This window comes from Intrasporangium oryzae NRRL B-24470 (genome assembly GCF_000576595.1).
In the GTDB taxonomy this organism is placed as follows: Bacteria; Actinomycetota; Actinomycetes; order Actinomycetales; family Dermatophilaceae; genus Intrasporangium_C; species Intrasporangium_C oryzae.
Window position 1 is genome coordinate 1 of the sequence record NZ_AWSA01000044.1, and the last position, 19,517, is coordinate 19,517.

Sequence of the window (19,517 nt, forward strand, 5' to 3'; positions counted from 1 at the left end):
CTGGGGTGGGGTGGGCTGGTGGGTCAGCCGCGGGAGCGCAGGCGCAGGTTGGGCAGCTCCGGCGCGGGGAGGGTGTGGTCCCACGCGTCGGGGAAGGTGCCGTAGCGGCCCGGGCGCTGCGCCGCATCGGCGCGTTCGCGCTGCCACTCCTCGCGGAAGCGGACGACCTCGTCGTGGCTGCGCCCGATGAAGTTCCACCACATCACGATCTGCTCGCCGAACGGCTCGCCGCCGAGGACGAGCAGCCGCGTCTCGGCGTCACCGGCGTGGAGGGTCAGCCGCGTCGTCCCGGTCGGGTGGTGGAGGATCTCGCCGGGCTTGGCCGTCATGCCGTCGACCGTGAGCGTCCCCGTGTCGCAGAGGAACCCGTGCTCGTAGGCCGGCTCGAGCGGTAGGTCGAGGCTGGCACCCGCAGCCAGGGTCACCTCGGCGCCGACGAGCCGGGAGTGGGTGGCCACCGGGGAGGTCTGACCCAAAAGCGACCCGATGAAGACGAGCACGCGCGCCCCGTCGACGTCGACGACGGGCGGGGCGTAGTGCGCGAAGCCCGGCGCGACGAACCGCTCCGACTCCGGCAGCGCGACCCACAGCTGGGCGCCGTGGAGCGTCGTCGTGCCGGGTGTGGAGTACTCCGAGTGCGCGATCCCGGAGCCCGCCGTCATGATGTTGAGCTCTCCCGGGCGCACGAACGCGTGGGCACCCGTCGTGTCCCGGTGCTCGACCTCGCCCGTGAAGAGCCACGAGACGGTCTGCAGGCCGGTGTGCGGGTGCCCGGGGACGACCATCCCGCCGGTCTCGGACACATCGTCTGGGCCGTAGTGGTCGACGAAGCACCAGGCCCCGATGAGTGAGCGCTCGCGCTGGGGCAGGCTGCGCCGCACGGGCATCGCGCGGGGGCCGCCGAGGGGGACCTCGCGGTAGGGCAGGAGGGTTGTCCGTCCCGCCGTCCCCGACGCTTCGTCGTGGTGCTCGCACGTCGTCTCGGCGGGTCGTTGCTCGGTGTTGCTCATGGCGCCTCCTCGGCGCCGCGCCCGCCCCGGAGTCGGCGGGCGGCCCTAGAGGCGCCTTCTCGACGCCACGATGGCCGGGTGTCCGCTCCGGCGCAAGAGCTCGAACTGCTCGACCTGGTCGCGCGGGTTGAAGACGATCGTCGGCAGCGGCGCGCGCATGGCCGTCGCGTCGGCCTCGGGATGGAGCCCGATGACGACGTAGTCGGCCCCGCCGGCGCTGAACGGCACGTGGGCCGGTCGCTGGGGTGGGATCGGTGCTGCCGGCGGCCCGGGCACGTCGATGCGACGCAGCGTCCCGCCCGTCGGCCGACGCCCCGTCCCGCCTGGCGTCGCCTCCTCGGACCGTATGGCAGCGAGAAGGTCCGTGAGTGCCGCGTCGAAGCCTGAGGCGTCGAGGCGCGGACCGCGGAAGCTGACGATGAACGAGTGCAGGCCCTCCGTCTGCGCGACGCCGGCGGCGAAGCACCGGAGGTAGTCGAGCAGCGTCGCCGGGGTCCCGGGAGCCTCGAGGTCGTCGAGGACGATGTGGGCGACGCAGCCGTGCCGGAAGACCGCGGCCGCCCCGCCGCAGGGGTGGTCGGGGTGGGTGGCGAGCGTCTCGAAGGCCTTGAGGACCTCGGAGGACTTGGCGTGCTCGAGGTCGCGGGCGCCGAGGTCGCGCAGGACCGCCTCCAGTCCCGGGTCCTCGCCCGGGGTCGCCTGGACCAGAGGGGGATGGGTCAGCGGGTGCTGTGCCAGCGGGTGCTGGGTCAGCGGGATCGGACAAGTGGGTGGGTGGGCTGTCTCGGCTCTCCGGCCTGCTCGGTCGCTCATGCTCGTCCCCTCAAACGCCCCGTCGCTCATGGGTCCATGGGTCCATCGGTCGATGACCCGTTGTGGCCCTTCCCGAGCCCTACCTTTCCTGACGCTCCGACCGCCGCCGAGGTTGGCACACGGGCCCGGGCATCGCCACTCGGCACCCTCATCGTCGCCCACCGGACGCGGTCTCGCACGTCGAGATCCCGCGGAGCGGTCAGCGCCGGCTCGCCGGCCGCCAGGCCTCCGCCGAGTGGGGGCGCATGCCGGGGTCCCCAACCGGCCGTGCGCCGTGACGCTCGACGGTCAGGGCGTATGCCGCTGGGCCGCCTGCCGGCCGCACCTTCGCCGCCGCTGTGGCGGAGTCCGAGGGCTCCCCCATGGCCGGGTGTGGTCGCGCCGGCACGGATTCAGCGGGCTCGGGCCCACGCAGGACCGGCCCGAGGGCGATGAGGAGGAGCACCGCGCCGAGAGGGACGAGCCCGAAGGGGGAGGCGACCACGACGGCGGCGAGCGCCGCGAGCGCGAGGGAACCGAGCGGCATACGGCCCGCTCGCGTCTGGGCCGCGAGGAGCAGGGCGAGGCCGGCCCCGACGAGGACGGGACCGCCCGCGGTCAGGGCGGCCGGTGCGCTGGAGACGGCGCGGCCGAGGACCATGCCGAAGACGCCGTCGAAGACGCCGCCGATGGGACCCGTCGGGTCCCCGAGGGTGACGAGTGTCGTGGCGCCCGCCCCGAGACCCGTCGCCACGACACCGAGCGAGGGGCCGAGCCCGCGGGGAAGCACGGCGGCGAGGAGCGCCGCGAGCCAGAAGGCCGACGCGACCGTCGCGACGAGGAGGACTGCCGAGGCGCCCCCGAGTGCGCCGTCACCGGAACGGCCGTCGAGCTGGTCCACCCAGGCGACGATCCCCTGGGCGAAGAGCAGGAGCGGCATCGCGAGCGCGAAGGGGCGCGGGTCGGGTGACGGTTCCATGGCTCCAGCCTCGCGAGCGCGGGCGGGTCCGACCATGGGGGTCGACCCCGAGCGACCCCGGAGCGGACCCTGACCCGGGTCGTCGGTGCTCTGGTGTGGAAGGCTCGCCTGCACGATCGTGGTGGGTGTCGCCCGTGGCCTGAGTGCGCCCGAGCGACGCGGCGGAGAGGACGACATGGCGCACGAGGTGGAGCACGAGGCCGGCCCGGCCCGGGTCGACGCGGCCGAGGGGTCCCACACCGACGGCTCGCACCCCTGGTCGGCGTGGCGGGTCGTCGTCTGGTTCGGGCTCGTCAGCCTCGCCGCGGACATGGTCTACGAGGGCGCCCGGTCGATGTACGGACCGCTCCTCGCGTCCCTCGGCGCGAGCGCGCTCGTCGTCGGGCTCGTGACGGGCGCAGGCGAGGCGATGGCACTCGTCCTGCGGCTCGTGTTCGGACCGCTCGCCGACCGGTCGGGGCGCTACTGGTCGCTCACCGTCATCGGGTACGGCCTGACCGCCGTGTGCGTCCCGCTCCTCGCCGTCACGCCGTTCGTCGGCGCCGCCGGTCTCGGGCTCGCCATCGTCCTCATCCTCCTCGAACGCTCCGGCAAGGCCGTCCGGAGCCCGTCGAAGTCTGCCCTGCTCGCCCATGTCGCCGGCGCGGTCGGGCGCGGGCGCGGGTTCGGGGTCCACAAGGCGCTCGACCAGCTCGGCGCCTTCCTCGGTCCGCTCCTCGTTGCCGGGGTCGTCGCGCTCGCCGGAGGTGTCATCTGGCCGGGCATGCTCGTCCTGGCGATCCCGGGCGCGGCCGCCATGCTGATCCTTGCCATGATCCGCCGCCGGGTCCCCGACCCGTCCGTGTACGACGCTGCGGCGGCCGAACCCGTCCCGGAACCCCCGGCCGCTCCGCAGGCTGCGGCCCCGGAACCCGCCCCAGAGCTCGCCCCGGAACCCGCGGCCCCGACACCCGCGCGCGAGCAGGCCAACGCAGCGGGGGCGACCCGGACGAGCGGCATCCGCGGGTGGGTCGGCGACGCCCTCGGCACCCAGCTGCCGCCCGAGTTCTGGCGCTACGCCCTCGCGGCGAGCCTCACGACCGGGGGGCTCGTCACCTTCGGCATCATCGGCTTCCACCTGACGCAGGAGGGCATCGTCCCGGTGGCGGCCGTCCCGGTGGTCTACGCGGGCGCCATGCTCGTCGAGGCGCTCGCGGCGCTCGTCGTCGGCGCGGTCTACGACCGGGTCGGCGGGTCGGTCCTCTACGCCGTGCCCGTCCTCGTCGCCCTCGTGCCGGCGCTCGCACTGGGCGGTTCGTTGTGGGCCGTGCTCGCGGGCGTCGTCGTCTGGGGAGCGGCCTACGGCGTGCAGGACTCGACCGTCAAGGCGCTCGTCGCCGAGGTCGTCGCCCCGCCGCGCCGCGCGAGCGCGTATGGCGTCTTCGCGGGCGTCCAGGGTGTGTTCGCCATCGTCGGGGGAGCGGTGGCCGGCTGGCTCTACGGCCGCTCGGTGCCGGCCCTCGTCGTCGTCATCGCCCTCAGCCAGCTCGTCGCGCTCGTGCTGCTCGTCCGCACGGTCCGCGACACCCGTCGCCGAGCCGTGCCCGCCCGGACGACGTGACCATCACTCGAGGCCGAGCTCGAGGTCACTCGAGGTCGAGCTCGATGTCGTCGAGGCTCTCGAGGTCGCTCATCAGCGGCGTCCTGCGGCCGCGGGCGAAGTAGGCGACCGGGCCGACGAAGTTGATGGCGATGATCGCCGCCCACATCGCCTTGCTGCCGTTGACCTCCTCGGCCGGCCGACGGGCGAGATCCACCCAGGCGGCTGTCGCGAGGGCGATCTGGACCGTGCCCGCGATGACCACGGCTCGCTGCTGACCCCTGCTCAGGTCCGACCACTTCCTGCTCATGACGTGCTCCTCGCTCGCGCGGCGCCGGGTGGAGTCCCCACCCTCCCCTCCGGCCTACCACGCCCGAGCGGGTGCCGGCCCAGCCGTGTGAGGAAGGAGTCACGGACCTCTTCGTCGCTTCCGGCCGACACGCGCCCGGCGCGCGCGTAGCGTCGGGTCCACCAGGGGAACGTCGTCTGGAGTCGTCATGAGGACTCGTCACGTCATCGCGCTCATTGTGGGCTGCCTCGTCCTGCTGCCCGGGCTCGGCCTGCTCCTCGGCGGCGGTGCGGTCGGCATCGCGAGCCTCGCGGCGCGGGACGCCGACGGCTGGTACTCGCTCCACCTCGACCGGCTCGACTCCACCGGTGTGGCCGTCACGGCCGAGAACGTCGTCTTCGTCCTCGACGCCCCGGAGACGGTCATCGACCCGCTCGACCTCCAGGTGCGCCTGCGGGCCCGCTCGCTCGATGCCACGAAGCCGATCTTCATCGGGATCGCGCCCGACGCCGAGCTCGCGGCCTACCTCACGGGCGCTGCGCACGACCAGGTGACCTCGACGGGGCTCCGTGGCAACCCGACCTACACGTCGATGCCCGGATCGACGACCGTCGCCCCGCCCGGGGAGCAGGACATCTGGGAGGCCCGGACCTCAGGCCCGGGCGTGCAGGAGCTGACGTGGACGGCGCACACGGGCCGGTGGGCGGTGGCGGTCCTCAACGCCGACGGCTCGGCCGGCGTCGCGGTCGACCTCACCGCGTCGGTCCGCAGCCCGATCCTCGGCCCCGCGCTTGCCGCCTCCATCATCCTCGGCTTCTTCCTCACGGGCCTCGCGGTCGCGCTCATCATCATCGCGGTCCGCGGCCGCAGTCGAGGGCTCCCCGGCCCGACCGGGCCACCTGACGCCCTCCCGCCCACGGGTGCCCCATATGCCGCTGGGCCCGTGACGGAGCCGGCATCGTCCCAACACCTGTCGTCCGAACCCCTGGCGTACCAACCCCTGGCGTACCAAGGGGACTCGGGCACGTCGGTCTGGCACTTCCCCGGCCCGCCGGCATACGGCGTCGCGATGCCGACGCAGGAGGACCCGGTCGTCCTCGAGGCCCGCCTCGATCCGGCGCTCTCGCGGTGGCGGTGGCTCGTCAAGTGGCTGCTCGCGGTCCCGCACCTCGTCCTGCTCGTGTTCCTCTGGCTCGCCTTCGGGGCGCTCACCGTGTGTGCGTGGTTCGCGATCCTCGTCACGGGCCGTTACCCCCGCAGCCTCTTCGACTTCAACGTCGGGGTGCTCAGGTGGACCTGGCGTGTCGCCTACTACGCGGGCAACGGCGGCCTCGGCACCGATCGCTACCCTCCCTTCACGCTCGACGCGCTGCCCGAGGACGACGCCCGCCTCGACATCGCGTACCCGCCGCGGCTCTCGCGCGGCCTCGTCTTCGTCAAGTGGCTGCTCCTCGTGCCGCACTGGATCGTCCTCGCGATCCTCATCGGCTCGGCTGCGACGTCCTCCAACCCGCGCAGCTCGGAGTGGCGCGGGCCGACGTGGCCGGGGGTGCTCGGGCTCATCGCGCTCGTCGCGGGACTCGTCCTGCTCTTCAGCGGGACGTATCCGAAGGGCGTCTTCGACATCGTCGTCGGCCTCAACCGCTGGGTGTACCGCGTCGTCGCGTATGCCGCCCTCATGACGGACGTGTACCCGCCCTTCCGGCTCGACCAGGGCGGCTGTGTGACCCCGACCGAGGGCCCGGGCGACGGGTCCGGCGGCTCGCACGGCGGGTTCGGTCATGGTTTCGGTCATGGGTTCGGCGGCGACCGGCCATCTCATGGTCCGAGGAGCCGGCCGCCCGCCGGCACGGACGAGGTGCCCGCCGAACGGGCCGGCGCCGCGCCACCGCGGTAGGGCCCCCGCCTGCCTGTCCGGCCTCGCACCGGGCACCTGCCCTTCATTCCGGGGCGCGCACGGGCCAGACTGGCGGACATGCGGACTGATGCGAGCAGCGACACCGCCGGCCCCGATCCCGAACATGATTCCCAGCGCGATCCTGAACACGGCCGTCCCCATGGTCGCGACCGCGCTCTCGACGACGGCCCCGACCCCGACGGCTCGAGCACGCTGAAGGACACGACGAAGGCGCAGGAGTCCGGTGGCGAGAGCCTCGTCACCGTCCTCGTCGCGCTCGTCGCCAACGCCCTCATCGCGCTCGCGAAGTCCTTCGTCGCCGTCATCACCGGGTCGGCGTCGATGGTCGCCGAGGCCGCGCACTCGTGGGCGGACGCCGGCAACGAGATCTTCCTGCTCTTCGCCGAGCGTCGTTCCTCCCGACCCCGCGACGCCTCCCACCCGCTCGGCTACGGGCGTGAGGCCTACGTCTGGTCGATGTTCGCGGCGTTCGGCCTCTTCGGCGCCGGCTCGATCGTCTCGGTGTGGCACGGCATCCAGAGCCTCACCGCGCCCGAGTCCGAGACCAACTACGGCTGGGCCTATGCCGTCCTCGCGATCGCCTTCGTCCTCGAGAGCGTCTCGTTCCTCCAGGCCCGGCGACAGACACGGACGGCGGCCCGCCGCACGGGCCTGCACCCGCTCCAGTTCATCACCGACACGTCCAACCCCACCCTGCGTGCCGTCTACTTCGAGGACGCCGCAGCCCTCGTCGGCCTGCTCATCGCGGGCGCCGGCATCTGGCTGCACCAGGTGACGGGGAACCCCAAATGGGACGCGGCCGGGTCGATCCTCGTCGGCCTGCTGCTCGGCGTCATCGCGGTCTTCCTCATCTCGCGCAACCGTGACTTCCTCGTCGGCCAGTCGGTCGCGCCGGAGCTGCGCGAGCGCGCGCTCGAGCGGCTCGCAGCGGTCCCCGAGATCGAGCGGGTCACCTTCCTCCACCTCGAGTTCGTCGGCCCCGGCAAGGTGTTCCTCATCGCCGCCGTCGACCTCGTGGGCGACGACAACGAGGCCGCGGTCGCGAGCCGCCTGCGCGACATCGCGGGGGTGATCGAGGACCACGAGCTCGTCGAGCGGGCGATCATCACGCTGTCGGTCCCCGAGGACGCGACCCTCGAACGCTGACCGCCAGCCTCACCTCACGGAAGCGCCCTCAGCTCGCAGCCTGGTCGGGCTGGTCGGGCTGGTCGGGTCCGTCCGGCCTGGGCGGGTCGGAGGGCCGACGCTCCCCGAGTCCGGCCATGCCCCAGCGGACAGCGGCGGTGCCCGCGTGACCGAGCGGCCGTGCGACGAACCGCGAGACCGGCCCGGGCAGCGGGATGTCGAGCATGTCGAGCGCCCAGCCCGGCAGGAGGGAGACACCGCCGGAGGCGAGCGTGCCGTAACCCGGTCGGGCGATGAGCGGCAGCGGCGGGCTGAGGAGCAGGAACCGGGCGGCCTCGCGTGCGGCACGGGTGGACTCGAGCTCGGGACGGTAGGAGTCGAGCACCGCCCGCAGCCCCGCGACATCGGTCGGCGGTTCGACGACGCCGAGGAGCCGCGCGGGAACGGCTGCCTGGGAGACGTACGTGTCGGCCTCGTCGTCGCTCAGGGGCTCCGCCGCGAAGGCCTGGTACGCCCGGAGGAACGAGTCGATCTCCGCGACGTGGACCCAACGAAGCAGGCGCGGGTCGTTCGCCCGGTAGGGCCGGCCCCGCTCGTCGCGCCCCCGGACCCGCTCGTGGATGGAGCGAACGAGCTCGATCGCCTCCGTCGCGTGCTCGATCGTGCCGAACGTCGTCGTCGCGAGGTAGTGGCTCGTCCGCTGGAGCCGCCCCCAGGGGTCGCTCTTGTAGCCGCTGTGCCCCGCGACACCGGCCATGGCGAGCGGGTGGAGCGACTGGAGCAGGAGCGAGGCGATCCCGCCGGGAAACATCGACGCGTCGGCGTGCACCCGCCAGATCGGGTCGGCCGGCGTGAACCAGCGCTCGCCCTCGGCCCCCCAGATCCGCTGGGCGCGCGTCGCCGCGTCGTCGCCCGCCACCTTGGTGCGCAGCACCTGACCCAACCGGCGCTGCAGGAGGCGCGTCACTGGTTGAACCGTCATGGACCCACCGTACGTCGGCTCGGCTGTGCGTGTCGGGCGCCCGTATGCCGCTCAGCGCGCGAGCGCTCGCCCGCTGAGCGGCATACGGGCGAGGACGGGTCACTGGCGGCCCGGGGCGCCCCCCCGACGGGAACGGACCCGCTCGGCCGGGCCGACCTAATGTGGTCGCATGGAGCGCCACGAGCTGCCGTTCGGGTCGATGTCGCCGGGCGCGGGCTACGCGCTGCTCACGTCGGTCGTCGTCCCGCGGCCCATCGCCTGGGTCCTGACGCGCTCAGCGAGCGGCACGATCAACCTCGCGCCGCACTCGTTCTTCACGGTCGCCTCCCACCGGCCTCCCGTGGTCCAGTTCACCTCGGTCGGCGCCAAGGACACGCTGCGCAACGTCAGCGAGACGGGTGAGCTCGTCGTGCACCTCAGCCCGGAGTGGCTCCTCGACGAGATCAACCTCACCGGCGTCGACGCGCCGCCTGACGTGAGCGAGGTCGAGCTCGCGCACCTCGAGACGGAGCCCTCCGTGTCGGTGTCGTGCCCGCGCCTCGTCGCCTCGCCCGTCGCGCTCGAGTGCACGCTCGAGCGGCTCGTCGAGGTGGGCGCCTGCACGCTCGTCCTCGCCAGGGTGGTCCACGCGTCCGTCGACGCGGAGGCGCTCGACCTCAGCGATCCCGGGCGGCCGTACGCCGACATCCGGCGACTGCGCCCGCTCGCCCGCCTCGGCCGAGACGAGTGGTCGACGATCGGCGAGATCGTCACCCGCAGGCGCCCGGTCTGGGGCCGCGACGTCGGCGGGGACGGCGCGGCGACCGACGGGCCCGGCGCCTGACGGTCTCAGCGCTCCCCTCCCGACGCGCCGCTCAGCGACGGACGAGGCGCTGGAGGGCGATCTGGGCGAGTGGGGCGTAGGCGGCCGCGACCGGCGTCGGAGCCGTGATGCGGAGCACCGTCAGCGTGCCGTCGTCATGAGCACGGACTCCGTGGTCGAGAGCCATCCGGACCGGCCCGACCCGGACGTGCCAGGACCACGTCATGGCCCCCTCGTCGACCTCGTCGACGACGAAGGTGACGCGCACGCCCAGGGTGCCGACGACCTGGCCGGCGAGGCCGGGGCGCAGGCGGGGGCTGCCTTCGCCGACCTCGACCCGGCGGACCTGAGGCGACCAGGTCGGCCACAGCCGCGTGTCGGCATAGCGCTCCCACACCGTCGCCGGCGCGGCGGGACCGGTGGCCCGCAGCCTCACGTCACCCATCTCCCCACCCTGCCACGCGGTGACGCCGGGGGGTGGCGCCAGGCGATGACGCCAGGGGCTGGCGCCGGGGGTGACGCCAGGGGTGACCCGCCTGCGGCGGAGGTCTTGACGACCGCACTGGAGGCGGCTACCTTTCAGACTAAATTTAGTAGTGAATTTAGTGCTGAAGGCCACTCAACAGTATCGACACCGCACAGCACTGACACTCCGCAGCACTGACACTCCACAGCACTGACCCTCCCCAGCACCGAAGCAGTCTCAGCCGAGCGCCGCAGGGCGCATCAGGCACCGATTTCCGAACCGACCGACCAGTGAGCGAGCCGACGATGACTCAGAACGGGACCGCCCCCAACCGAGGCGACCTCGTGCGCGCCGCGATCCTCGGGCTCCTCGGAACCCGTGGCCCCTCCTCCCGGGCCGACATCGCACGCCTGCTCGGGGTCAGCCCGGCCACCGTCACCCAGACGACGAAGGAGCTCCTGGCCCGGCGGCTCGTCACCGAGCTCGAGTCGGTCCCGAGCCAGGGCGGCCGCCCTGCCCGGCTCCTCGGTCTCGACCGGGCGGCCGGCGGCGCGATCGGGGCCAAGGTGACGGCGAACCACATCGCCCTCGTGTCCGTCGACCTCGACGGCAGCGTCCGCTCCTCGCAGTCGATCCGCTTCGACCCCAGGCCCTACGGCGCCCTCGACGTCCTCGGCTCCATCCTGTCCGACGCCGTGGCGCGCCACGAGGGCAACCTCCTCGGCATCGGCGTCGGCATCCCGGGGGCGGTCGACGCGCAGGCCTCCGGGATCGTCGACGCCCCGACGATCGGCTGGGACCGTGCCCCCGTGGGACCCCGGCTGCGCGAGCTCCTCGGGGTGCCGGTCCTCGTCGACAACGACGTCAACACCCTCGCCGCCGCCGAGAGCGTCTACGGGATCGGCCGGCAGCACTCGTCGTACATCGTCGTGACGATCGGCCTCGGCGTCGGATGCGGCATCGTCCAGCAGGGCATCGTGAGCCGAGGTGCCCATGGCGGCGCCGGCGAGATCGGGCACATCCCCGTCACCGACAACGGCCCGCTCTGCGGGTGCGGCAACCGCGGCTGCCTCGAGGCCCACATCGGCGAGGCGGGCCTCGTCGCCGAGGCGGTGCGCCGGGGCGTCGTGCACCCCGACGGCGGTGTCGCCGACCTGTCCGCAGCCGCCCACGCGGGCGAGGCCGAGGCGCTCGCGATCTACGACGGCGCCGGCCGGATGCTCGGCCGGAGCCTCGCCGGGGTCGTGCACACCCTCGACCCCGAGTGTGTCCTGCTCATGGGTGAGGGCATCGGCGACTGGGGCTTCTGGGAGCGGGGCTTCGAGGACGCCTTCCGCCGCGCCCTCATGCCGACCCGACGCGGCGTCCGCTGCGTCGTCGAGCCGTGGACCGAGGACCAGTGGGCCGTCGGCGCCGCCTCCCTCGTCCTCGCGACCCCCTTCGACGCGGTCGCCGGCGGCGCCCAGGGCGAGCTCGTCCGGGCCCGGCTCCAGGCCGGGACGCCGGCCACGAGCGCGGCGGTGTCCCCGTGAACCGCGGGCGCCGGTGGCGCAACCGCGGCTGGGTCCTGTTCTTCCTCGCTCCGAGCGCGATCCCGCTCGTGCTCTTCACCGTCATCCCGATGGTGAGCTCGGTCTGGGTGAGCCTGCACGAGTGGAACCTCATCTCGGCCATGAAGTGGGTCGGGCTCGACAACTACACCCACCTGCTGACCGACGACCAGACCCGCAGCGTCTTCCTCCACTCGCTCCTCTATTGCCTCGGCTACCTCCCCCTGGTGTTCGTCGGCGGCCTCGGTCTCGCGCTCGTGCTCAACCAGCAGCTGCGTGGCCGGTCCTTCTTCCGTGCGGCCTACTTCCTGCCCGTGGTCACGAGCTGGGTCGTCGTCGCCCTCGTGTGGAAGTGGCTGCTCAACCCGACCAACGGCCTCGTCAACACGATCCTCGGCGCCGTCGGGCTGCCTCAGCCCGGGTGGTGGACCGACCCGACCTGGGCCCTGCCCGCCGTCATCCTCAGCTCCGCCTGGAAGGACCTCGGCTTCGTCATGGTGATCATGCTCGCCGGCCTCCAGGCCATCCCCTCCGACGTCCTGGAGGCGGCGACGGTCGACGGGGCCGGCGCGTGGCAGCGCTTCCGGCGCATCACCTTCCCGCTCCTGTCGCCCTCGACGTTCTTCGTCGTCATCATCTCCCTCATCAACGGGTTCCAGGTCTTCGACCAGGTCTACGTCATGACCGGGGGCGGCCCGCAGGGCGCGAGCCAGGTCGTCGTCGGGCAGGTCTACGACCTGACGTTCCGCTACGGCCGGGCCGGTGAGGCGAGCGCCCTGTCGTGGCTCCTCTTCGGCGTCATCCTCATCATCACCGCGGTGCAGATCCGCGGCCAGAAGCGGTGGGTGCACTATGCCTGAGAGCCTCAGCGTCGAGTCACACGTCGAGCCACACGTCGAGTCACACGTCGCGTCGCCCGCTCCCGCCCGTGAGGCCGCTCCCGCGGCGCCCGGCCGGCCTCGGAAGGGCCCCTGGCTCAGGCTGCTGACGTATGCGGCCGTGTCCCTCGGCGCCCTCGTCATGCTCTTCCCGTTCCTCTGGACGGTCATCACCTCGATCACCCCCGAGGGATCCCTGGCCGGCGGCCCGACGCTCTTCGTCGAGAACCCGACGACAGCGGCATACCGCACGCTGCTCGAGACGCTCCCGATGTGGCGGATCCTGCTCAACTCGCTGTGGATCGCCGTCGTCTCGACGCTGCTCCAGCTCGTCACCGGCTCGATGGCCGCCTACGGCTTCGCGCGGCTGACGTTCCGTGGCCGGAACGTCGTCTTCGCCCTCTACCTCGCGACGCTCATGGTGCCGATGCAGGTCCTCGTCGTCCCGCTCTTCATCGAGATGACGACGCTCGGGCTCCAGGACACCTACATGGCCCTGCTCGCACCGTCGATCGCCTCCGCGTTCGGGGTCTTCCTGCTCAAGCAGGCCGTCGAGGGCGTGCCGCGCGAGCTCGACGAAGCCGCCACCATCGACGGTGCGGGCCACCTGCGCATCTTCGCGACGATCGTCCTGCCGCTCATCCGGCCCGCCCTCGCGACCGTCGCCGTGTTCGCGTTCATGGGCAGCTGGAACAGCTTCCTGTGGCCCCTCGTCGTCATCCGCTCACCCGAGTTCATGACGCTGCCGCTCGGACTGTCCACTCTCCAGGGCCAGTTCACGACCGAGTGGGACGTCGTCATGGCCGGGTCGGTCTTCTCGATCGTCCCCATCGCGATCGTCTACCTGCTGGCCCAGCGCCACATCATCGCCGGCGTCGCGCACTCCGGGCTCAAGTGAGGTCACCCCCTCCCGCCCATCGATCCCTCCCAACCGCCGCTCCCCCTCTCCACCGACCCTCCCCGTCCCCGTCTCCACCTCGCCGTCCCCACCTCGCTGTCCCCACCACCCGAACCGAGCCGCCCCCGACTCGGCTGCACTCGAAAGGCACCTCCATGAAGAACCTCGCCAGGCGCAGCGCCGCGCCTGTCATCGCCGGCCTCGTGCTGACGCTCGGCGCCTGCGCCCAGGGCTCCGCGTCCCAGTCCGACGCCCCCGCGGCGTCCGGCGGCGTGACGACGGTCCGCTACTTCAACTTCTCCGCCAACGACGGGCACGAGAAGGACCTCGACCAGATCAAGGCGGCCTTCGAGAAGGCCAACCCGACGATCAAGGTCAAGATCGAGACGACGCCCTACGCCGACTACTTCACCAAGCTCCAGACAGCGGTCGCCGGTGGCACCGTGGGCGACGCCTTCGAGCTCAACTACGAGAACTTCGTGACCTACGCCAAGAGCGGCGCGCTCGCCGAGCTGCCCGGTGTCGACGGCTCGGCCTACAAGGAGTCGCTCCTCAAGGCCTTCAGCTCGGACGGCAAGCAGTACGGCCTGCCCGAGTCGTTCAGCAACGTCGTCCTCTTCTTCAACAAGGACCTCTTCAAGGCGGCTGGCGTCGCCGAGCCGACGTCGAGCTGGACGTGGGCCGACGAGCAGGCCGCGGCCCAGAAGCTGACGAACAAGGCCAAGGGCGTCTGGGGCGACTACCAGCCGATCTCGTTCTTCGAGTTCTACAAGACGCTCGCCCAGTCGGGCGGCCAGTTCCTCAGCGCCGACAAGAAGACGTCGACGTTCAACTCGCCCGCAGGCAAGCAGGCGGCGCAGTTCCTCGTGGCCAAGTCGGGCAGGACGATGCCGACCGAGGCCGACGGTGCCGGCACGCCGGACTTCGACTCGAAGCTCTTCAAGAGCGGCAAGCTCGCCCTCTGGCACACGGGCGTGTGGATGTTCTCCGGCATGGCCGACGCGCCCTTCGCGTGGGACGTCGTCGTCGAGCCGGGCAACACGACCAAGGCGTCGGCGATGTTCACCAACGGCGCCGTCGTCTCGGCAGCGAGCAAGAACAAGGAGGCGGCCCAGAAGTGGGTCACCTACCTGACGAGCTCCGACGTCATGACCGACGTGCGCCTCAAGACGAGCTGGGAGCTGCCGCCCGTCGCCGACGAGAGCAAGCTCGCGAGCTACCTGCAGGCCGGCAAGCCCGCCAACCGCCAGGCCGTCTTCGACTCGCTCGACGCGACGGTCCTGCCCCCGGTCATCGAGCGCCAGCAGGAGATGCAGGACGCCGTGACGAAGGAGCTCTCGGCCGCGGCCGCCGGCCGCAAGAGCGTCGACCAGGCGCTGGCCGACGCCCAGAAGGCCGTCGACGCCCTCCTCAAGTGAGTCCGGGGTGGGTGCGCCGGCGCCCCCGCGCCCCCGGCGCACCCACCCGCACAGCCATCCCCACGGCCATCCCCACAGCAATCCCCACAGACCCGACCCTGCCGCGACCCCGAGAGAACCATGAGCACCCTGATCTCCCACCGCCCGCACGGCATCGAGCACCCGTATGCCGTCTCGCCCGACCAGCGTGTCCCCGTCCTCCCGGAGGTGGGCGAGACCATGACGATCGGGGTCCAGGCCCGGCCCGAGGTGAGCTCGGTCGTGTGCGAGTGGCGCACCCGGCCAGCCGGCCGTCGGCACGGCGGGTCCGAGGACACGGTGAGCCCCCTCGTGATGGCCCCGGTGACGTCGAGTGCCGCGGACGCAGCGGCGCTCGCCGGTGGGGAGGGCCACCTCGCGGAGGCGCAAGCCGCCTCCATCGGCGGTTCGGGCGGCTGGGCCGTCACGTCACCGCCGCTCGACGAACCCGACGGCTACGCCTACCGGTTCGTCGCGACGACCGACGACGGGCGGACCGAGGCGAGCGACTGGTACGACGTGGCTCCCGCGCGCTGGACGGCATCCGCTGACCTGCCGACCGGGATGACCGCCTCTCTCACCGGCGCCGCCGGGCACCTCGTGCCGGGCTCGGTCGAGTGGCTCGTGTCCGTCGAAGGGATCCACCGGGTCCGGTTCGCCCTCGGGCTCGCCGAGGGCGACCACGTCGTCGGCTTCGGGGAGCGCTACGACGCGCTCGACCAGGCCGGTCGCCGGCTCGATGCCGTCGTCTTCGAGCAGTACAAGTCGCAGGGCGTCCACGGCCGGACCTACCTGCCGATGCCGTTCGCGCACGTCATCGGGACCGGAGGCGCCGGGGACTCGGACGGCCCGGCCGCGAGCTCGTGGGGGTTCCACGTCCGGACGAGCCGGCGCACGTGGTTCGACGTCGGTGCGACTCGCCCGGACCGGCTCGTCGTCGAGGTCGCCCTCGGCGGCACACCGGAGGAGACGGTCGACGTCGCCTGCTACGACGGGACGCCCACCGAGGTCCTCCGCGCCTTCCTCGACGAGGTGGGCCGGGCCGAGGAGCTCCCCTCATGGGTCTTCCGGCTCTGGGCCTCGGGCAACGAGTGGAACACCGAGGCGCTCGTCCGCGAGCGGATGGACACCCACCGTGACCTCGACATCCCGGTCGGCGTCGTCGTCATCGAGGCCTGGAGCGACGAGGAGGGCATCATGATCTTCCGCGACGCCACCTACGTGCCCCACCCCGACGGCTCGCCGTTCGCCGCAGACGACTTCACCTTCCCGGCCGACGGTGCCTGGCCAGATCCCCGGGCCATGGTCGACGACCTCCACGCCCGGGGCATCAAGGTCGTCCTCTGGCAGATCCCCCTTCTCAAGACCGCCCGCTCGGAGGAGGGCCTCCACGAGCAGGTCCTCGCCGAGGGCGAGGCGATGGTGCGCGGAGGCCACGCGGTCCGCGAAGCCGACGGGACGGCATACCTCAACCGGGGTTGGTGGTTCCCGAAGTCGCTCATGCCCGACCTGTCGACGCAGCGCACCCGCGACTGGTGGACGGCCAAGCGCGACTACCTCGTCCGCGACCTCGACATCGACGGGTTCAAGACCGACGGCGGAGAGCACGCGTGGGGCCACGACCTGCGCTACGGCGACGGCCGCCGCGGCGACGAGGGCAACAACCTCTACCCAGTGCACTACGCTCGGGCGCTCGGCGACCTCCTCCGCAAGCACGGCAAGGCGCCGATCACCTTCTCCCGCAGTGGTTTCACCGGTTCACAGGCCCACGGGATCTTCTGGGCCGGCGACGAGGACTCGACGTGGGAGGCCTTCCGCCACTCGATCACGGCCGGTCTGACGGCCGCCTCCTGCGGGATCGTCTACTGGGGCTGGGACCTCGCCGGATTCTCCGGGCCGGGCCCCGACGCCGAGCTCTACCTCCGCGCGGCAGGAGCGTCGGTATTCATGCCGATCATGCAGTACCACTCGGAGTTCAACCACCACCAGCTGCCGCTGCGCGACCGGACCCCGTGGCACGTCGCCGAGCTGACGGGTGACGAGCGCGTCGTCCCCGTGTTCCGCCGGCTCGCGCACCTGCGCGAGGCGCTCGTCGACTACCTCACGACCTCCGCGGCGCAGACCGTCGCGACGGACCGCCCCCTCATGCGGCCGCTCTTCTTCGACCACCCCGGCGAACCCGGCGCGTGGGACCACCCGCAGCAGTGGATGCTCGGCGCGGACCTCCTCGTCGCCGCGGTGACCGAGCCGGCCGCGACGACCTGGCGCGCCTGGCTCCCGACGGGGGAGTGGGTCGACGTCTGGACGGGGGCCGCCGTGACCGGCGGCGCCGTCGTCGAGCGCGACGTGCCGATCGACGTCGTGCCCGTGTGGTGCCGCGCCGAGTCGTGGCCGTCCCTGCGCGGCGTGTTCGAGAGGATGGGCGGATGAGGACCGACCACTTCATCCGGTTCGAGCGGGTCACCGCCGTCGAGGAGACGAGGCGCGGGCTCCTCGCCGACGTCCACGGCGAACGCCTCCGCGTCGAGGTCGTGCGCCCCGACGTCGTGCGCCTCCAGATGAGCCGTGGCGGCACCTTCGACGAGCAGCCGACGTATGCCGTGTGCGTCGACCCGTTCGAGCGCCCGGTCGCGTGGCGGGCAGAGTCGGACGGCGAGGCCTGGCGGATCGTCACCGAGGCGATGACGGTGACCTTGTGGCTCGACCCGTTCCGCATCGACGTGCACCGGGCCGACGGGTCCGTCGTCCTCGAGACGGCCGCCGACGAGCACGGTCGCTACTGGACCTACGCCACGCTCAACGACGCCTTCACGATGCGGCGCCGGTGCGGCGTCGGCGACGCGATCTTCGGGCTCGGCGAGAAGGGCGGCCACCTCGACCGGAAGGGCCGCGACTTCACGATGTGGAACACCGACGTCCTCAACCCCGACGGGACGGCGGAGTTCCGAGCCGGGCTCGCGCCCGACGACCCGCGGGCCGACATGACGAGCGTCGAGTTCGACCCGTACTACGTGACGATCCCGTTCTTCTACCACCAGGCTGGGCCCGGAGGCGCGATGTCTGGGTCGTTCGTCGACAACGGCTACCGCGGGTCCTACGAGTTCAGCCGCCCGACCGAGTACCGGATCGGCTTCGAGGGCGGCCAGTGGACGGAGTACGTCTTCGCGGGCCCGTCGATGCCCGGCATCCTCGAGGCGTACACGTGGCTGACCGGGCGAGCGAGCCTGCCGCCACTGTGGTCGCTCGGCTACCACCAGTGCCGCTGGCACGCCTACTCCCAGGACGACGTCGAACGGCTCGGCGCACGCCACCGCGACGACGGCTTCCCGTGCGACGGGCTCTGGCTCGACATCGAGCACATGGACGGGTTCCGCGTCTTCACGTGGGACGAGTCGCGCTTCCCTGACCCGGCCGGGATGCTGAAGCGCCTGTCCGAGAAGGGCTTCCGCGTCATCTCGATCGTCGACCCCGGCGTCAAGCGCGACCCCGGGTACTGGGTCTACGACGAGGGCGTCGAGCGGGACGTCTTCTGCAGGACGGAGGGCGGCGACACCTACATCGGCCAGGTGTGGCCCGGCGACACGGCGTTCCCCGACTTCTCGACCGAGGAGGGCCGGGCCTGGTGGGGTGAGCTCAACGCCGGCCACGTCGCGTCGGGCCTCGCCGGCATCTGGAACGACATGAACGAGCCGGCGACGGGCAGCATCCCCGCCGAGCGGATGCTCTTCCAAGACGGCCACGCCTCGCACGCGAGGTTCCACAACCAGTACGCCCTGCTCATGGCCATGGGCACGCACGAGGGACTGCGCTCGGCGCGGCCCGACCTGAGGACCTTCATCCTGTCCCGCGCCGGCTTCGCCGGGATCCAGCGGTATGCCGCCAACTGGATGGGCGACAACCAGTCCCGCTGGGACCACCTCTGGCTCAGCATCACGATGGGGTCGGGCTTCGGCGTCTCGGGGCAGCCGTTCGTCGGCGCGGACATCGGCGGCTTCCAGGGCAACTCCAACGCCGAGCTGTTCCTGCGGTGGATGCAGCTGGGGGTCCTCACGCCGTTCTGCCGCAACCACAACGAGATCGGCAACATCGACCAGTACGCCTGGGCCTTCGGCGAGGCGGTCCACGACCACGCCCGCGAGGCGGTCCGGCTGCGCTACCGGCTCATGCCGTACATCTACGCGGCCTTCGTCCGGGCTTCGGAGACGGGCGAGCCGGTCCAGCGCCCGCTCGTGTTCGACCACCAGGACGAGCCGGCGGCCGCGGCCGCCGAGGACCAGTACCTCTTCGGGCGCGACCTGCTCGTCGCCCCGGTGACCGCCCCGGGCGTGACGGCCCGCCAGGTCTACCTCCCGGTCGGGCACTGGTACGACTGGCACACGGGCGAGCTGCACGAGGGCGGCCGCTACGTCATCGCGCCCACGCCGATGGACCGGATCCCGGTCTACGCCCGGGCGGGTGCGGTCATCCCGATGTGGCCCGAGGCGCCCCCGTCGACGGACGGCCACCACCCGGAGACGATCGAGCTGCACGCGTTCGAGCCCGTCACGGACGGCCGTCGTGAGTCCCTGCTCGTCGAGGACGACGGCCTGACGTTCGCGGCCCTGTCGGGCGCACACGTGCGAACGACGTTCGTCGTCACCCGGGAGGCGGGCGAGGTCGCGATCGAGACACGGACGGAGGGCGACGGGTATCCCGAGCACCGGCGGCAGGCGTTCCACCTCGTGGCGCACGGCCCGTCGGGGCAGGTCGACCTCGGGACGCTCGCTCCCGGCCGCGTCGTGCTCCGCCCGGCCGACCCCACCGACGACTGACC

16 protein-coding genes are annotated in these 19,517 nt (G+C 72.4%); 10 read left to right on the forward strand and 6 right to left on the reverse strand.

Annotation, left to right across the window (positions count from 1 at the left end; genetic code table 11):
- Window positions 1-23: 23 nt before the first annotated feature.
- The 3 genes from N865_RS16790 to N865_RS22820 form a co-directional block, all read right to left on the reverse strand.
- A complete protein-coding gene (locus N865_RS16790) occupies window positions 24-1,010 on the reverse strand; it encodes a pirin family protein (RefSeq protein ID WP_034808446.1) in 987 nt (328 codons plus the stop codon).
- A gap of 45 nt (window positions 1,011-1,055) precedes the next feature.
- Complete coding sequence (locus N865_RS16795; RefSeq protein WP_169735761.1) at window positions 1,056-1,823, reverse strand: YqcI/YcgG family protein; 768 nt, start codon at window positions 1,821-1,823, stop codon at window positions 1,056-1,058.
- Window positions 1,824-2,022: 199 nt separating this feature from the next.
- On the reverse strand, window positions 2,023-2,781 hold the full coding sequence (locus N865_RS22820; RefSeq protein ID WP_034808450.1) for a hypothetical protein: 759 nt from the start codon (window positions 2,779-2,781) through the stop codon (window positions 2,023-2,025).
- A 175-nt stretch (window positions 2,782-2,956) separates the two neighbouring features.
- Here N865_RS22820 and N865_RS16805 point away from each other — a divergent pair, with 175 nt between their 5' ends.
- Window positions 2,957-4,381, forward strand: a complete 1,425-nt coding sequence (locus N865_RS16805; protein WP_084328323.1) for an MFS transporter — start codon at window positions 2,957-2,959, stop codon at window positions 4,379-4,381.
- Window positions 4,382-4,406: 25 nt separating this feature from the next.
- On the opposite strand, the gene N865_RS16810 is transcribed toward N865_RS16805, so the two are convergent.
- Window positions 4,407-4,670: a PLD nuclease N-terminal domain-containing protein gene (locus tag N865_RS16810; protein ID WP_051510821.1), complete on the reverse strand. Its 264-nt coding sequence runs from the start codon at window positions 4,668-4,670 to the stop codon at window positions 4,407-4,409.
- Window positions 4,671-4,857: 187 nt separating this feature from the next.
- Here N865_RS16810 and N865_RS22825 point away from each other — a divergent pair, with 187 nt between their 5' ends.
- Window positions 4,858-6,546, forward strand: a complete 1,689-nt coding sequence (locus tag N865_RS22825; RefSeq protein WP_051510823.1) for a DUF4389 domain-containing protein — start codon at window positions 4,858-4,860, stop codon at window positions 6,544-6,546.
- Between the two features lie 78 nt (window positions 6,547-6,624).
- Complete coding sequence (locus tag N865_RS16820; RefSeq protein WP_084328318.1) at window positions 6,625-7,713, forward strand: cation diffusion facilitator family transporter; 1,089 nt, start codon at window positions 6,625-6,627, stop codon at window positions 7,711-7,713.
- A gap of 28 nt (window positions 7,714-7,741) precedes the next feature.
- On the opposite strand, the gene N865_RS16825 is transcribed toward N865_RS16820, so the two are convergent.
- The gene (locus N865_RS16825) at window positions 7,742-8,674 is read right to left on the reverse strand and encodes an oxygenase MpaB family protein (RefSeq protein WP_034808452.1); all 933 of its coding nucleotides are present in this window, start codon (window positions 8,672-8,674) and stop codon (window positions 7,742-7,744) included.
- Between the two features lie 169 nt (window positions 8,675-8,843).
- Here N865_RS16825 and N865_RS16830 point away from each other — a divergent pair, with 169 nt between their 5' ends.
- On the forward strand, window positions 8,844-9,497 hold the full coding sequence (locus N865_RS16830) for a flavin reductase family protein (RefSeq protein WP_051510825.1): 654 nt from the start codon (window positions 8,844-8,846) through the stop codon (window positions 9,495-9,497).
- Between the two features lie 31 nt (window positions 9,498-9,528).
- Here N865_RS16830 and N865_RS16835 read toward each other — a convergent pair whose 3' ends face one another.
- Window positions 9,529-9,921, reverse strand: a complete 393-nt coding sequence (locus tag N865_RS16835) for an SRPBCC family protein (protein ID WP_157557743.1) — start codon at window positions 9,919-9,921, stop codon at window positions 9,529-9,531.
- Window positions 9,922-10,247: 326 nt separating this feature from the next.
- On the opposite strand from N865_RS16835, the gene N865_RS16840 reads away from it, so the two are divergent.
- The 6 genes from N865_RS16840 (at window position 10,248) to N865_RS16865 (ending at window position 19,515) form a co-directional block, all read left to right on the forward strand.
- A complete protein-coding gene (locus N865_RS16840; RefSeq protein WP_034808496.1) occupies window positions 10,248-11,474 on the forward strand; it encodes an ROK family transcriptional regulator in 1,227 nt (408 codons plus the stop codon).
- Complete coding sequence (locus N865_RS16845) at window positions 11,471-12,352, forward strand: carbohydrate ABC transporter permease (RefSeq protein WP_034808454.1); 882 nt, start codon at window positions 11,471-11,473, stop codon at window positions 12,350-12,352. The genes N865_RS16840 and N865_RS16845 overlap by 4 nt, the downstream gene beginning before the upstream one ends.
- Window positions 12,345-13,268 (forward strand): carbohydrate ABC transporter permease, encoded by a 924-nt coding sequence (locus tag N865_RS16850; RefSeq protein WP_084328319.1) that lies wholly within the window; start codon window positions 12,345-12,347, stop codon window positions 13,266-13,268. The genes N865_RS16845 and N865_RS16850 overlap by 8 nt, the downstream gene beginning before the upstream one ends.
- A gap of 155 nt (window positions 13,269-13,423) precedes the next feature.
- Window positions 13,424-14,686 carry an ABC transporter substrate-binding protein gene (locus N865_RS16855; protein WP_034808456.1) on the forward strand — a complete coding sequence of 421 codons (1,263 nt, stop codon included), beginning with the start codon at window positions 13,424-13,426 and terminating at the stop codon, window positions 14,684-14,686.
- Window positions 14,687-14,806: 120 nt separating this feature from the next.
- Entirely contained in the window at window positions 14,807-17,134 is a 2,328-nt protein-coding gene (locus N865_RS16860; RefSeq protein WP_211244919.1) for a glycoside hydrolase family 31 protein, read from the forward strand.
- Window positions 17,131-19,515: a glycoside hydrolase family 31 protein gene (locus tag N865_RS16865; protein WP_034808458.1), complete on the forward strand. Its 2,385-nt coding sequence runs from the start codon at window positions 17,131-17,133 to the stop codon at window positions 19,513-19,515. The genes N865_RS16860 and N865_RS16865 overlap by 4 nt, the downstream gene beginning before the upstream one ends.
- Window positions 19,516-19,517 lie beyond the last annotated feature (2 nt).